Annotated in this window: 13 protein-coding genes; 3 read left to right on the top strand and 10 right to left on the bottom strand. The window is 70.6% G+C overall.

Translation table 11 applies throughout. The features are described from left to right. Positions 1-259 precede the first annotated feature (259 nt). From pgl to tkt, 6 genes are all read right to left on the bottom strand, one after another. On the bottom strand, positions 260-1,009 hold the full coding sequence (pgl, locus tag KBO27_RS21275; protein WP_210971638.1) for a 6-phosphogluconolactonase: 750 nt from the start codon (positions 1,007-1,009) through the stop codon (positions 260-262). After that, the gene (gene opcA, locus KBO27_RS21270) at positions 1,006-1,968 is read right to left on the bottom strand and encodes a glucose-6-phosphate dehydrogenase assembly protein OpcA (protein ID WP_210971637.1); all 963 of its coding nucleotides are present in this window, start codon (positions 1,966-1,968) and stop codon (positions 1,006-1,008) included. The genes pgl and opcA overlap by 4 nt, the downstream gene beginning before the upstream one ends. Further along, a complete protein-coding gene (gene zwf, locus KBO27_RS21265) occupies positions 1,965-3,497 on the bottom strand; it encodes a glucose-6-phosphate dehydrogenase (protein ID WP_210971636.1) in 1,533 nt (510 codons plus the stop codon). The genes opcA and zwf overlap by 4 nt, the downstream gene beginning before the upstream one ends. After that, complete coding sequence (locus KBO27_RS21260) at positions 3,494-5,125, bottom strand: phosphoglucose isomerase-related protein (RefSeq protein WP_210971635.1); 1,632 nt, start codon at positions 5,123-5,125, stop codon at positions 3,494-3,496. Before KBO27_RS21260 ends, zwf begins: the two co-directional genes overlap by 4 nt. 114 nt (positions 5,126-5,239) lie before the next feature. Beyond that, on the bottom strand, positions 5,240-6,346 hold the full coding sequence (tal, locus tag KBO27_RS21255) for a transaldolase (protein WP_210971634.1): 1,107 nt from the start codon (positions 6,344-6,346) through the stop codon (positions 5,240-5,242). A 14-nt stretch (positions 6,347-6,360) separates the two neighbouring features. Then, positions 6,361-8,457 (bottom strand): transketolase, encoded by a 2,097-nt coding sequence (tkt, locus tag KBO27_RS21250; RefSeq protein WP_210971633.1) that lies wholly within the window; start codon positions 8,455-8,457, stop codon positions 6,361-6,363. 453 nt (positions 8,458-8,910) lie between these two features. On the opposite strand from tkt, the gene KBO27_RS21245 reads away from it, so the two are divergent. Next, entirely contained in the window at positions 8,911-9,843 is a 933-nt protein-coding gene (locus tag KBO27_RS21245; RefSeq protein WP_210971632.1) for a heme o synthase, read from the top strand. A gap of 174 nt (positions 9,844-10,017) precedes the next feature. Here KBO27_RS21245 and KBO27_RS21240 read toward each other — a convergent pair whose 3' ends face one another. Then, positions 10,018-10,986: a quinone oxidoreductase family protein gene (locus tag KBO27_RS21240; RefSeq protein ID WP_210971631.1), complete on the bottom strand. Its 969-nt coding sequence runs from the start codon at positions 10,984-10,986 to the stop codon at positions 10,018-10,020. A gap of 183 nt (positions 10,987-11,169) precedes the next feature. Here KBO27_RS21240 and KBO27_RS21235 point away from each other — a divergent pair, with 183 nt between their 5' ends. Next, positions 11,170-11,487 (top strand): hypothetical protein, encoded by a 318-nt coding sequence (locus KBO27_RS21235; RefSeq protein ID WP_210971630.1) that lies wholly within the window; start codon positions 11,170-11,172, stop codon positions 11,485-11,487. A 99-nt stretch (positions 11,488-11,586) separates the two neighbouring features. Next, positions 11,587-12,090 (top strand): GbsR/MarR family transcriptional regulator, encoded by a 504-nt coding sequence (locus KBO27_RS21230; protein WP_307870531.1) that lies wholly within the window; start codon positions 11,587-11,589, stop codon positions 12,088-12,090. A gap of 190 nt (positions 12,091-12,280) precedes the next feature. Here KBO27_RS21230 and KBO27_RS21225 read toward each other — a convergent pair whose 3' ends face one another. From KBO27_RS21225 to KBO27_RS21215, 3 genes are all read right to left on the bottom strand, one after another. Then, on the bottom strand, positions 12,281-13,231 hold the full coding sequence (locus KBO27_RS21225; protein ID WP_210971629.1) for a COX15/CtaA family protein: 951 nt from the start codon (positions 13,229-13,231) through the stop codon (positions 12,281-12,283). Between the two features lie 62 nt (positions 13,232-13,293). Next, positions 13,294-14,139, bottom strand: a complete 846-nt coding sequence (locus KBO27_RS21220; protein WP_210971628.1) for an SCO6745 family protein — start codon at positions 14,137-14,139, stop codon at positions 13,294-13,296. Positions 14,140-14,258: 119 nt separating this feature from the next. After that, positions 14,259-14,975, bottom strand: coding sequence for an ABC transporter permease (locus KBO27_RS21215; RefSeq protein ID WP_210971745.1), 717 nt, complete (start codon positions 14,973-14,975; stop codon positions 14,259-14,261). Positions 14,976-15,045: the final 70 nt, after the last annotated feature.

Genomic DNA, 15,045 nt, shown 5'->3' with positions numbered 1-15,045 from the left:
CGAAAACGCGCCCCCTTCAGCGAGAAGGAGGCGCGTTCACGTTCTTGCCGGAACTAGGAGCTGTTCATGAATGCGGCGGAGCCGCATCCTCTTCCGCCACCGGAGGCACTGGCACCGCCGCGGGTTCTGAGCGCCTTCGTGGCGAGTACGCCGGGACGCCGCGTATTGACATACTCAAGGAACGGCGCACGGAGACCACGAAGGCGCTCAGGTTCCGCTACCCGCACCGGCAAACAAGGCAATCGCTCCTCAACAGCTCTCAGCCCAGCTGGGCCGCCGCGTCGGTGTCGAGCAGCCAGAGCGTGCGATCGCGGCCGACGGCTCCCGCGGCGGGGATGTCGACCGGCTTCGCGCCGCCCAGGGCGGACGCCACCGGTTCGGCCTTGGCCTCGCCGGTGGTCATCAGCCAGACCTCGGACGCGGCGCCGATCGCGGGCAGCGTCAGCGAGATCCGGGTGGGCGGCGGCTTCGGGCAGTCGTGCACGCCCACCACCGTGCGGGACTCCTCCCGCACGTACGGCGTGTCCGGGAACAGCGAGGCCGTGTGGCCCTCCTCGCCGACTCCCAGCATCAGCACGTCGAACCGCGGCACGGCAGCACCCTCGGGTGCCAGCCCGGCGAGCATCTCGGCGTAGTGCGCCGCGGCGGCGTCCGCGTCCGAACGGAACTCGCCGTCCGAAGGCGCCATCGGGTGCACCCGCGCCGGGTCGACGTCGACGTGGTCCAGCAGCGCCTGCCGGGCCTGCGTCTCGTTGCGCTCGCCGTCGCCGTCGGGCAGGAACCGCTCGTCGCCCCAGAAGACGTCCACAGCGGACCAGTCCACCGCGCCCAGCGCGGGGGAGAGGCGGACCTGCTCCAGCACGCCGATGCCGGTGCGGCCACCCGTGAGCACCACCGACGCCGAGCCGCGAGCGGCCTGCGCGTCGGTGATCGCGGTGATCAACCGGGCCGCCACCGCGGCGGCGAGCACGTCGCCGCCGGAGTGGACCAGGGCCTCGGGACGGCTCACTGCTCGTCCCCTTCCTCGTCGGAGTCCTCGGCGTCCTCGCCGCGCACGATGCCCTTGAGCCCACCCAGGGTGACCTCGTAGATCTCGTCCGGGTCGAGGCGGCGCAGCTCCTCGCTCAGGCAGTCCTGGACCTCGCGGCGCTGCAACGAGATCCGCCGGTCCGGCTGCCCCGGCTGGGTCAGCGTGCCGACCTTGCCGTCCGGGCGGACGATCTCGATGTTGCCGGAGGGGCGCTCCAGCAAGGCCGAGTAGATGCCCGAACCGGCCCGCGCGCTCTCCAACCGCCGCACCGGGATCTCCAGGTAGGCCGACAGCCAGCCCGCCAGCAGATCCGTCGAGGGCGAGTCGGAGGCGCCGGTGACGGTCGCCGAGGTGACGCGCTCGTGCGGCGGCAGGTCCATCGCCGCCGACAGCATCGCCCGCCAGGACGTCAGACGCGTCCAGGCCAGGTCGGTGTCACCGTCCACGTAGGACTTGAGCCGCTTCTGCAGGGCCTCGATCGGGTCGCCCTCGGCCGCCGCGTCGGTGATGCGGCGGTGCGACAGCGCACCCAGCGGGTCCTTCGCCGGGGCCTCCGGCGCGTCGGTCGGCCACCAGGTCACCACCGGTGCGTCCGGCAGCAGCAGCGGCACGACCGAGCCCGCGCCCTCGTCGGCCAGCGGGCCGTACAGCCGCAGCACGATGACCTCGGAAGCACCGGCGTCGCCGCCCACGCGGATCTGCGCGTCCAGCCGCGGAGCCGCCTGGCGGGCACCGCTGGCGACCACGATCACGCGGCACGGGTGCTCCCGGCTCGCGTCGTTGGCGGCCTGGATCGCCTTCTCCACCTCGGTGCCGTCGCCGGTGGCGATCACCAGCGTCAGCACCCGGCCGAGCGCCACCGCGCCACCGGACTCGCGCAGCTCCACCAGCTTCTTGTTGACCTGCGAGGTGGTTGTCGACGGCAGGTCGATGATCACGGTCGCCTCCAGACGCGTCCGGTGCGGGCCAGCATCTCGTCCGCGGAGGACGGACCCCAGGTCCCGGCCTTGTACGGCTCGGGCTTGCCGCGGGACTCCCAGTGCTGCAGCACCGGGTCCAGGATGTTCCAGGACAGTTCGACTTCTTCGTTCACCGGGAACAGCGAGGGCTCACCCAGCAGCACGTCCAGGATCAGCCGCTCGTAGGCCTCCGGCGAGGACTCGGTGAAGGCGTGGCCGTAACCGAAGTCCATCGTGACGTCCCGGACCTCCATGGAGGTGCCCGGAACCTTCGCGCCGAAGCGCATCGTCACGCCCTCGTCCGGCTGCACCCGGATCACCAGGGCGTTCTGCCCCAGCTCCTCGGTCATCGTGGAGTCGAACGGCAGGTGCGGCGCGCGCTTGAACACCACGGCGATCTCGGTGACCCGGCGGCCCAGCCGCTTGCCCGAGCGCAGGTAGAACGGCACGCCCGCCCAGCGGCGGCTCTCCACCTCCAGGGTGATCGCCGCGTAGGTCTCGGTGATCGAGTCGGAGGCGAAACCGCCCTCCTCGTGCAGACCCGGCACCAGCGAACCGCCCTGCCAGCCACCGGTGTACTGACCGCGAGCGGTGGTGTGGTCGAAGGGGCCCACCGGCTTGGTCGCCGAGAGCACCTTGATCTTCTCCGCGCGCAGGTCGTCCGGCGAGAAGGAGACCGGCTCCTCCATCGCCGTGAGCGCCATCAGCTGCAGCAGGTGGTTCTGGATGACGTCCCGGGCCGCGCCGATGCCGTCGTAGTAGCCCGCGCGACCGCCCAGACCGATGTCCTCGGCCATGGTGATCTGCACGTGGTCGACGTAGTGCGCGTTCCAGATCGGCTCGAACAGCTGGTTGGCGAAGCGCAGCGCCAGGATGTTCTGCACCGTCTCCTTGCCGAGGTAGTGGTCGATGCGGAACACCGACTCCTCGGGGAAGACGTCGTTGACGATCCGGTTGAGCTCCTTGGCGCTGCCGGAGTCGTGGCCGAACGGCTTCTCGATGACCACCCGGCGCCAGCTCTCGTCGGTCGGGTCGGTCAGACCGGACCGGGACAGCTGCTTGAGCACCGTCGGGAACGCCGACGGCGGCACCGACAGGTAGAACGCGTGGTTGCCGCCGGTGCCCCGGTCGGCGTCGAGCTCCTTGACGGTGTCGGCGAGGTTGTCGAACGCCGCGTCGTCGTCGAAGGAACCCGGCACGAACCGGATGCCCTCCGCCAGCCGGTCCCAGACCGTCTGGTGGAACGGGGTCCGGGCGTTCTCCTTGACCGCCTCGTAGACGACCTGCATGAAGTCCTGGTCGGCCCAGTCGCGGCGGGCGAAGCCGGTCAGCGCGAAGCCCGGCGGCAGCAGGCCGCGGTTGGCCAGGTCGTAGATCGCCGGCATCAGCTTCTTGCGGGAGAGGTCACCGGTGACGCCGAAGATCGTCAGGCCGCAGGGCCCGGCGATCCGCGGGAGTCTCTTGTCCCGGGGATCCCGCAGCGGGTTCGTCCATTCGCTGCTGTTCACGCTCGTCCTCCCTGGTGGAGGTTCTGCACGGCCTTGACGAGCTCGACGAGCCCGGCCGCGCGGTCGGTGAGGTGCAGGCGCAGCACCGGACGGCCGTGGTCGGCCAGCACCTGCCCGTCGCCCAGCGCCTGGGCGCGCTGCAGACCGGCCAGCGTGTACGGCCGCTCCGGCACCTCCAGGTCGCCCTCGGAGTCGCCGGTGATCTGCAGGAACAGGCCGTTCTGGTGGCCGCCCTTGTGGTACTGGCCGGTGGAGTGCAGGAACCGCGGACCCCAGCCGAAGGTGGTCTGCAGCCCGGTCCGCCGCGCCAGCTCGGTGCGCAGCACCGCGGCGGAGGCGTCGTCGAGGCGGTCCAGGTAGGCCTGGATCGCCAGGTAGCCGCCGGTCGGGGCGGTGGCCAGGAACGCGCGCAGCGCCTCGGTCACGTTGCCGACGCCCGCCGAGGCCCAGTCACCGGAGGGGTGCACCTCGATGGAGCCGTCGACGACCGCCGGGGTCGCCGCGGGCCCACCCGCCGGGCCGTCCAGCAGCGCGCGTGCCGCCTTCTTCGCGGCCTCCACGTCGGGCTGGTCGAACGGGTTGATGCCCAGCAGCCGGCCCGCGAGCGCGGTGGCGAACTCCCACAGCAGCAGCTGACCGCCCAGCGGGCCGTCGGTGCTGATCCGCGCGGTGTCGACACCCGGCCCCACGGCCACGGTGGTGGCGTCGGCACCGGCGTCGACGAAGCCGGGGGCGTCGTCGCTCTCCACCACGACCGGCAGCACGCCGGTGCCGTTCTTGCCGGTGGACTCGGCGATCAGCTGCTCCACCCAGTCACCGAAACCGGCGATGCCGGAACCGGTGTCGGCGAAGACCAGCTTCTCGGCGCCCCGGTCGTGGGCCGCGCCGATGGCGGCGGCCAGGACGACGGCCGGGTTCTCGGGCGAATCCAGGCTCACCGCCTTGAACGCGCTCGCGGCGTCGTCGAGCAGCGCGGCGATGTCGGCGCCCGCCAGGCCGGCCGGGACGAGGCCGAACGCGGTCAGCGCCGAGTAGCGGCCGCCCACGTTCGGGTCGGCCGTGAAGACCTTGCGGTAGCCGGCCTCGCGGGCCGCGGTCTCCATCGGGGAACCGGGGTCGGTGACCACGATGATGCGGGTCACAGGATCGATTCCGTTTTGCGAGAAGGCCTTCTCGAAGATCCGGCGGTGCGAGTCGGTCTCGACGGTCGTGCCCGACTTGGAGGAGACGACCAGCACGGTCCGGTCCAGATCACCCGCCAGCGCGTCGGCGACCTGGCTGGGGTCGGTGGTGTCGAGCACCGTCAGCGGGACACCGGCGGTGCCGGTGATCACCTCGGGTGCCAGCGAGGAGCCGCCCATGCCGGCCAGCACGACTCGGTCCAGCCCTTCGGCGTGCAGCTCGGCGCGCAGCGCGTCGATCTCGGCGAGCAGCGGGCGGGAGCTCTCGGCGAGGGTGGTCCAGGAGAGGCGGATGGACGCCTCGGGCTCGGCGTCGGTGCCCCACAGCGTGGCGTCCTGGGCGGCGAGCTTGCCGGCAACCGCGTCGGCGGTCAGCCGCTCGACCAGTGGGCGAGCCTCGGCCGCCAGCGCCGTGTCGGCAATTTCGACAGAAACATCGGTTGCCATGAAGATCCTTCAGGGCTCGAAAGAGTTTTTAGTTCGTAGGGGATTCTCGCCGATCCGGGCCGGTGCGACATGACGCCGCACCGGCCCGGACCGACTCAACGCACGTGGCGTTACTTACTTGGCCTGCTCCAGCTGAGCGGCGACCGTGTCCAGGAGCTCGCTCCAGGACTTCTCGAACTTGTCGACGCCGTCGGTCTCCAGGTGCTTGAAGACGTCGTCGAGGTCGATGCCCGCGGCGGCGAGGTCGTCGAAGACCTTCTGCGAGGCCTCGGCGGTGCCGCTGACCAGGTCACCGCGCACGTCGGCGTGGTCGGCGGTGGCCTGCAGCGTCGACTCCGGCATGGTGTTGACCGTGTTCGGCGCGGCGAGCTCGTCGACGTAGCGGGTGTCGGAGTAGGACTTGTCCTTCACTCCGGTCGAGGCCCACAGCGGGCGCTGCGCCCGAGCACCCTCGGCCTGCAGGGCCTTCCACCGCTCGGAGGAGAAGACCTCCTGGTAGGCGGCGTAGGCCAGGCGGGCGTTGGCGATCGCGGCCTGCCCGCGCAGCGGGTGGCCCTCCTGCATCGCGTCCAGCCGCTTGTCGATCTCGGTGTCCACGCGGGAGACGAAGAACGACGCCACCGACTCGATCGACGCGAGGTCGTGCCCGCCTCCCTTGGCCTGCTCCAGACCGGCGAGGTAGGCGTCCATGACGGCCTTGTAGCGCTCGACGGAGAAGATCAGGGTCACGTTGACGCTGATGCCCTCGGCGATCACCTTCGTGATGGCCGGCAGGCCCGCCACCGTGGCCGGGATCTTGACCATCAGGTTCGGCCGGTCCACGGCCTTCCACAGATCGATCGCCTCGGCGACCGTCTTGTCGGTGTCGTGCGCCAGCCGCGGGTCGACCTCCAGGGAGACCCGACCGTCCACACCACCGGTCTGATCGTAGACGTCGCGGAAGATGTCCGCCGCGTCCCGCACGTCCGCGGTGGTCAGCTCGCGGATGGTGTCGTCCACGCTCGCACCGCGCGCCGCGAGGTCCTTGACCTTGTCGGCGTAGTCGGCGGCGTTGGACAGCGCGTTGGCGAAGATCGTCGGGTTGCTCGTGACCCCGACGACCGCCTGGTCGGTGATCAGCTGGGCCAGGTTGCCCGAGCTGATGCGCTGGCGGGACAGGTCGTCCAGCCAGATCGACACTCCGGCCTCGGTCAGGGCCTTGAGGTTCGCGTTGGTCGTCACAGAAATTCCTCCGCTCACGCCTGCTTGGCGTTGCTCAGGCTGCGTCGAGCAGCTGCGACAACGGCTTCGGTGGTGATGCCGAACTGCTCGTAAAGGGTCTTGTAGTCGGCCGAAGCGCCGAAGTGCTCCAGCGAAACCGACTCACCGGCGTCCTTGACGAACCGGTACCACGGCATGGCGATGCCGGCCTCGACCGAGACGCGGGCCTTCACCGAGCTCGGCAGCACCGACTCGCGGTACGCCTCGTCCTGGGCGTCGAACCACTCGACGCACGGGAACGACACGACGCGGGTGGCCACGCCCTCGGCTTCCAGGGCCTGGCGGGCCTCGACGGCCAGCTGGACCTCGGAACCGGTGGCCATCAGGATCAGCTCCGGGTTGCCGTTGGCGGCGTCGGCCAGGACGTAACCGCCCTTGGCGACGCCGTCGGCGGTCACGCCCTCCAGCGTCGGAACGCCCTGGCGGGTCAGCGCCAGGCCGGCCGGGCCGCTGGGGTTCTCCAGGATCGTCTTCCACGCGGCGGCGGTCTCGTTGGCGTCCGCCGGGCGGACCAGCGAGAAGCCGGGGATCGCGCGCAGCGAGGCGACGTGCTCGATCGGCTGGTGCGTCGGGCCGTCCTCGCCCAGGCCGATGGAGTCGTGCGTCCAGACGAAGATCGACGGGACCTTCATCAGGGCCGCCAGGCGCACCGCCGGACGCATGTAGTCGCTGAACACCAGGAAGGTGCCGCCGTACGGGCGGGTGCCGCCGTGCAGCGCGATGCCGTTGAGGATCGCGCCCATGGCGTGCTCGCGGATGCCGAAGTGCAGCGTCCGGCCGTAGGGGTTGGCCGACCACGAGTCTGTGGAGATCGACTCCGGGCCGAACGAGGGCTGGCCCTTCATGCTGGTGTTGTTGCTCTCGGCGAGGTCCGCCGAACCGCCCCACAGCTCGGGCAGCACGTCGGCCAGCGCGTTGAGGACCTCACCGGAGGCCTTGCGGGTGGCGACGCCCTTGCCGTCGGCCTCCCAGCTCGGCAGCTTCTCCTGCCAGCCGGCCGGCAGCTCGCGGGTGGCCAGCCGGTCCAGCAGCGCCTTGCGCTCCGGGTTGGCCGAGGCCCACTTGTCGAAGGCGACCTGCCACTCGGCGTGCGCCTGCTTGCCGCGCTCGACGACCTCGCGGGCGTGCGACAGGACCTCGTCGGTGACCTCGAAGGACTGCTCCGGGTCGAAGCTCAGCGCCTTCTTGATCTCGGCGACCTCGTCGCCGCCCAGCGCGGCGCCGTGGGCCTTGCCGGTGTTCATCTTGGTCGGAGCCGGGTAGCCGATGACCGTGCGCAGCACGATCAGGGTCGGGCGGGCCGTCTCGGCCTTGGCCGACTCGATGGCCTCCAGCAGACCCTGCACGTCCTCACCGCCGTGGACGGTGAGCACCTGCCAGCCGTAGGACTCGTAGCGCTTGGCGGTGTCCTCGGTCAGCGCGATGCCGGTGTTGTCCTCGATGGAGATCTCGTTCGCGTCGTAGATCACCGTGAGGTTGCCCAGCTGCTGCACGCCGGCCAGCGAGGACGCCTCGGAGGTCACGCCCTCCTCGATGTCGCCGTCGGAGGCGATCACGTAGATGTGGTGGTCGAACGGGCTCTCGCCCGCGCCGGCCTCCGGGTCGAACAGACCGCGCTCGCGGCGCGCGGCCATCGCCATGCCGACCGCGGTCGACAGGCCCTGGCCCAGCGGGCCGGTGGTGGTCTCCACACCCTTGGTGTGCCCGTACTCGGGGTGACCCGGGGTCAGCGAACCCCACTTGCGCAGCTGCTTGAGGTCCTCGAGCTCCAGGCCGTAGCCGGAGAGGAACAGCTGCACGTACAGCGTCAGGCTCGAGTGCCCGGCCGACAGCACGAAGCGGTCGCGGCCGATCCACTCGGGGTCGGTGGGGTCGTGCCGCATGACGCGCTGGAACAGGGCGTAGGCGGCGGGCGCGAGGCTCATCGCCGTGCCCGGGTGTCCACTTCCGCAGTTCTCCACCGCGTCGGCGGCGAGCACGCGCGCGGTGTCGACGGCGCGCTGATCCAGCTCGGTCCAGTCGTTGGGCAGTCGCTTGGTCGTCAAGCGGGCAAGGTCGTCGGTGACGGACACGGACGCAGCTCCAGTTTTCCTTCGGCGGTATTTCCCTCAACGCGGCGAACGGTCCACTGGACCGATTCGAACCGCAGTTATCCCTCGTCCGTCGGGCAGCCTAGTCTCTCGGGATCAGGCGCCCGGCGGCCCGTTGAGAAACGGTGCAGACCCCCTGCTGACCAGCCTCGACCTGCGAGGACCGTTCCTCAGGCGATGGGGGTGCCGGCGATTCGTCGACCAGCGTGCACGAGAACCGGTCTTCGCGCTGCTGAACCGCCGGAACGCGGCTGATCGCCGAACGGTTCCAGTTTAGCCCGTGACCCGTGTGAACAGGCGCACTCGCACCCGCGCGGGACCGGCTTCAGTAGCGCGACTACTATTGCCTAACGGTTCGGTTCCGTTCTTCGGGAACCGGTGGGAGCGTGACTCGGCAAGTGCGGGGAGTGTCATGTCGTCGGTGAGCGCAGCGTCGTGACCACCGCCGCGCACCTCTCCGGTCAGCCCGCCCGCAAGGCCGCTGACCTGCTCAAGGCCTATCTGGGGCTGACCAAGCCGCGGGTCATCGAGCTGCTGCTGGTCACCACCATCCCCGCCATGCTGCTGGCCGTGCGCGGCATCCCGTCGCCCTTCCTGGTGCTGGCCACGCTCGTCGGCGGAACCATGGCCGCGGGCAGCGCCAACGCGCTCAACTGCGTGGTCGACTCCGACATCGACCAGGTGATGAAACGCACGCGCGCCCGGCCGCTGGTGCGGCACACGGTGTCCAACCGGCACGCGCTGATCTTCGGCGTCGCCCTGGGCGCCGGCTCGTTCCTGGTGCTGTGGGCGGCCACGAACCTGCTGGCCGGCGTGCTCGCCGTGGCCACGATCCTGTTCTACGTCTTCATCTACACGATGGTCCTCAAGCGGCGGACCGCGCAGAACATCGTGTGGGGCGGCGCCGCCGGCTGCATGCCGGTGGTGATCGGCTGGGCCGGGGTGACCGGCCGCATCGACTGGCCCGCGCTGGTGATGTTCGGCGTCGTGTTCTTCTGGACGCCGCCGCACACGTGGTCGCTGGCGATGAAGTACAAGGACGACTACGAGCGCGCCGGTGTGCCGATGCTGCCGGTCGTGGCGAGTCCGACCGCGGTGTCCCGGCAGATCGTGCTGTTCACCTGGCTCATGGTCCTCTGGACGCTGCTGCTGGTCCCGGCGACCGGCTGGCTCTACACCGCCTTCGCCCTGGTCGCCGGCGCGTGGTTCATCGTGCTGGCCCACCGCCTGCACGCGGCCACCAAGCGCGGCGTGCCGACCAAGCCCATGCGCCTGTTCCACATGTCCAACACGTACTTGATGATCGTGTTCGTGGCCCTCGCGGTGGACTCGGCCTTGAGCCTCCCGGTCCTCGGCTGGCCCTGGTAGGCCACCCCACCCGGGCAGCGGTATTCGAATTTCGCGCGACATTGAACAACACCCCGCGGTCGGGCGTGTCTGCGCAGGTCAGGCGTGTGTGGACGTTGTGGGATACGAATTTCGCGCGAAATTCGAGCCTGAACTTTCGAGCTCGAATTTCGCGCGAAATTCGAAAAGGGCTGGTCAGGGGATGATGAGGAGCTTGCCGGTGGTCCGGCGGCCTTCGAGGTCCTCGTGGGCCTTGCGGGCGTCGGTCAGCGGGTAGGTGCCGCCGATGCGGATGGTGATCGCGCCGCTGGCGATCCAGTTGAAGACGTCGCCCGCGCGCCAGTCGAGCTCCTCGCGGTTGAGGAGGTGGTGGCCCAGCGACGGCCGGGTCAGGAACAGCGAGCCACCGGAGTTCAGGCGCTGCGGGTCGACCGGCGGCACCGGACCGCTGGAAGCGCCGAAGAGCACCAGCGTCCCGCGCGGGCGCAGGCTCGCCATGCTCGCCTCGAACGTGGACTTGCCGACCCCGTCGTAGACCACGTCCACGCCGCGCCCGTCGGTGAGATCGCGGACCTCGGCGGCCACGTCGGCTTGCGTGTAGCGGATGATCTCGTCGGCGCCGGCCTCGCGCGCCAGCCGCTCCTTCTCGTCGGTGGACACGGTGCCGATGACGTTCGCGCCCCTGGACTTGATCAGCTGGGTCAGCAGCAGCCCCATGCCGCCCGCCGCCGCGTGGACCAGCACCGTCTCCCCGGTCTTGACCTCGTGGGTCGAGTTGATCAGGTAGTGCGCGGTCATGCCCTGCAACATCGCCGCCGCAGCGACGTCGGAGGCCACGCCGTCGGGGACCTTCACCACCGAGCTCGCCGGGACCAGCGCCTTCTCGGCGTAGCTGCCAGGTGCCATCGCCCACGCGACCCGCTCGCCGACCGCGAACCCGTCGACGTCCGGGCCCACCGCCACGATCTCGCCCGCGCCTTCCGAGCCCGGGGTGAACGGCAGCTGCATCGAGTACAGGCCGCTGCGCTGGTAGGTGTCGATGAAGTTGACCCCGGCGGCGGCGACGTCGACCAGCAGCTGACCGGGGCCGGGCTCGGGCACCTCGACCTCACCGAGTTCGAGGACCTCCGGACCACCGTTGGTCGCTACCCGAATCGCGCGCATCTGTCTTCTCCTTCGCAGGGCTAGCTTCATGGCCGTCAGGAGCAACGCGACGGCCGCCGTCGATCATCCCGCCCACGACCACCGCCTCCCATCTTCGGGTGCGAGCCGCTGGAGCGCCCGAGATCGAGTGTCTTCCGCAACGACCGGTTCTGCCCCGGGGCCTAACCTGTTTAGGATCCCGGCATGACAGCCGAGAAGGACACCGAGCAGAGCACCGCGCCGACCCCGAAGGCCCTGGCCGTGGCCAAGGCGTTCGTCGCCGACCACGGTGGGTCGGCCCGCGCGGTGGTGGAGAACATCGGCCGTGCCGGCGCCCGGGTGGTGCTGATCGGCGAGGACGGCCGCCTCGGCGACGTCATGGTCACCGGCCCCGCCGTCGGCGAGGCCCTGGTGGAGGCCGTCGACGGCCTGACCGCCAGCGAGTGGGACTCCGAGACCACCGCGGCCCTGAAGATCGGCGCCGCCCACCGCCGCAAGATGGCCGGTCGGAACGCCGGCTGACCTGGCACTTCCGGACACGCCGTCGCCACCGGCTGGTCGAGTCGTTCGCTGTGGTTTATGTTTTCAGCGGATACTGAACTCGATCTAGAGGGAGGCGGCGTGTCCGAGGCCGAGGAATACCTGCAGCGCACCGACCGGCCCGCCATGTCGGAGTGGATCGAGCAGATGGCGGCCCACTTCGAAGCGACCGAGGGAATGCCGCTCATCGCCGGCCGCATCCTCGCGTTCCTGCTGATCTGCGACCCGCCGGAGCGCACCGCCAACGAGCTCTCCCACGCCCTGGCCGCCAGCACCGGATCCATCAGCACCAACGTTCGCCTGCTGATGCGCCTCGGCGTGATCTCCAAGACCACCCGCCAAGGCCGGGAAGCCGCCCTCTACCAGGTCGAGGAGGACCGCTGGCCGGCGCTCGTGCGCCAGCGCATGGAGCGGGTCACCGACCTCGAAGAGCTCACCGCCACCGGTCTGCGCATGTTCAGCGGCCAAGGCGAACGAGCCCGCCGCCTGCGCACCGTCAACGAGTTCTACAGGTGGCTCTCCGGGGAGATGCCGGAGCTGTGGCGGCGCTGGGAAAGAGAAGGCAAACCCAAGCTGAAGTTCTAGGCGATGGTGCGTGGTCGCTCGGCTCGGCGGTGCGGGTGGCGGAACCTGAGCGGCTTCGTGGACTCCGTGCGCCACTCCTGATGTATGCCAATACACGGCGTCGCGGCGTACTCGCCACGAAACCGCTCAGAACCCGCGGCGGTGCCGGCTGCCAGGGTGGTGAAAGAGGATGCGGCTCCGCCGCATGCTCCTAGACCGCCACGGAGCGCTGGGGTTCGGCGATCTCCGGGTGGGGGAGGGGGCCTCGGTTGCGGGACTCGGTCCAGAGGATCGCTGTTGTGATGATCACGCAGGTGGCGGCGGCGACGTGCAGCACGACCAGGACCTCCGGGACGCCCAGGAAGTACTGGACCGAGCCGATCGCGCCCTGGACGAGGACCATCGCGCACGCCGCGACGTAGGCCTTGATCAGCGCCTTGGTGGGTCGCGCCGAGCGCAGCCACGCGCCGAAGACCGCCAGCAGCAGCACGTAGGCCATCACCAGCAGGCCGTGCAGCTGCACCAGGGTGGCCACGGCGAAGCCCAGGCGAGGCGTGTCCGGATCACCCGCGTGCGGACCGGCGGCGGTCACCAGCGTTCCCGCCACCAGCACCGCGGCGGTGACCACGACCAGCGCCACCAGCAGGCGGCGCATCGGCCGGGTGACCACGGCCAGCGGGGCCCGATCGCCCTCGGTGGTGGCCTTGACCAGCATCGCGGCCAGCCAGATCAGCACCGCCGAGGCCATGAAGTGCACCGAGACGCTCCACCAGGCCAGGTTCACCAGCACCGTCAGGCCGCCGATGATCGCCTGCGCGACCACGCCCAGCGGCATGATCAGCGCCAGCAGCACCAGGCGCTTGCGGTGCGGGCGGCAGCGCCACGCGGCCAGCAGGCAGGCCAGCGCGATGAAGCCGACGACACCGGTGAGCAGCCGGTTGCCGAACTCGATCACCTGGTGCAGGACGGCGACCTCCGCGTGCGGCATCGGGACCATGCTGCCCGGGAAGCACTGCGGCCAGGTCGGACATCCCAGTCCGGAGCCCGTCACGCGGACGGTCGCTCCGGTCACCGAGATCAATGCCTGCGTCACCAGCACGGCGATCGCGAGGATCCGCACGGTGCGCGGTGACGGGCGGGAGATCCAAGTAGGTAGCGCCACAACCGAATGGTATTCGGCGCCTCGGATCACCCCGCCCGCAGGTCACGCCTGTGCAAGCTCGATCACTTGAACAGCCCGGCAGGCAGGGCTCCTGCTTCGACGAGGGTCTTGCTGAGCTTGCCGCCCTTCTCGACCAGGATCGCGGTGCGCTCCTCGCCGAGGTGCTGCCACGGGGCCAGCGCCATCTCGTCGGTGCGCAGCTCGATGGACTCGCGGAACTGCTTGCCCTCCTCGGTGAGCTCGCCGTCGGCGTCGATCAGCCCGCGCTCCCGCAGCTGCTCGCCGGCCTCGGCCCACTCCTGCTCGGACCACTCGCGCAGCGTGCGGGCGGCCTCCGGGGTGAACCCGCCGCGCATGGTGCTGTGCAGCACCAGCGACTGGATGCCGGAGATGCCCGCCTGCTGCAGGGCGGCGATGTGGCCGTCGCCGCGGAACTCGCGCAGCAGCGTGATCGCGTGCCACAGCTTCAGGTGCGGGGTCTCCGGCCACTCCAGGTCGGCGTGCGCGGCGTAGAGCGGCTTGCCGTCCGGGAGGCACGCCTCGGAGGCGATCCGCGCCAGCTCCGCGCACTCCACGACGTCCTCGGACGCCAGCACCTCGTCGCCGAGCAGCCGGTGGTACGCCGCGTCGACGGCGTCCAGGCGGGCGTCGAGCACCTCGGCGGGGGAGACGATGTCCCAGGCGGCCGGGATCGACTTGGCGACCGAGACCGGGTTGAAGTTGTAGAAGGTCGCGGCCACCACACCGGCGCCGACCGGACCCATCGCGGCGGAACGTCCCGCGTAGTAGCTCATCCGGCCGGGCTTGAGGCCGAGCTTGGTGAAGCGGTCTTCGGCCTCCGGAGCGAAGTAGATCATCGCGTGGAGCAGTTCGAGGGATGCCTTGGCATGCCGAGCGATCTTCGTCATGCCCGCCACTTTAGAAGGAACAGCGGCCCTTTCCTCCCAGCGGTGTGAGTAGCGCGACCTCGGCTCCGGGAGGTCGGACGGGCGGCGCCGCGGCCGCCCTCGCCGGAGGAGGAAGCGCCTCAGGTCAGCCGGGTCGTGCGGAGCGCCGTCGCTCCGCAGGCGACGCCCCAGGCGAGCAGCACCAGGATCGGCTGCGCGCCCGGCAGGGCGCTGTGGACCATGACCGCGTCGAGCGCCTCGGCGAGCGCGCCCGAGGGCAGGAACCCGGCGATGACCGCGAGCGGGCCGGGCAGGTCGTCGGCGGGCAGCGCCAGGCCTCCGGCCAGCAGCAGCACGAACCAGATGGCGTTGGCCAGCGCCAGCACGATCTCCGGGCGCAGCGCGCCGCCGACCAGCACGCCGGCCGCGCCGAAGGCGAGCGTGCCCAGGATCAGCAGCCCGACGCCGGGCAGCAGCCCGGTCAGGGCCGGTGACCAGCCCAGCAGCAGCGCGGTCGCGCTCAGCACCACGGCCTGCAGCGCCACGACGAGCAGGGTGGCCAGCACCCGGCCGGAGATGAGCGTCCAGCGCGGCAACGCCGTCGCCGAGAGCCGCTTGAGCACGCCGTAGCGGCGGTCGAAGCCCAGTGCGATGGCCTGGCCGGTGAAGGCCGTGGACATCACCGCCAGCGCCAGGATCCTCGGCATCACCGAGTTGACCCGGGGGTCGGGCAGGTCGCCGATGTGGATCGTGCTCATGCCGATGAGCAGGGCGATCGGGATGATCAGCGTCAGCAGGGCCTGCTCGCCGTGCCGGACGATCAGCAGCGTCTCGATGCGGGTCTGGGCGGCCAGCATCCGCAGCGGCCTGCCGCGGCCGGGGGAGGGGGAGAAGGTTCCGGCGGGGAACCGGTCACCGAGCTCGGCG

The sequence above is a fragment of the Saccharopolyspora endophytica genome, from assembly GCF_018070075.1.
GTDB classification, from domain to species: Bacteria; Actinomycetota; Actinomycetes; order Mycobacteriales; family Pseudonocardiaceae; genus Saccharopolyspora; species Saccharopolyspora endophytica.
The sequence above is the reverse complement of the archived record's forward strand: the minus strand, read 5'-3'. Positions and strand labels throughout refer to the sequence as shown.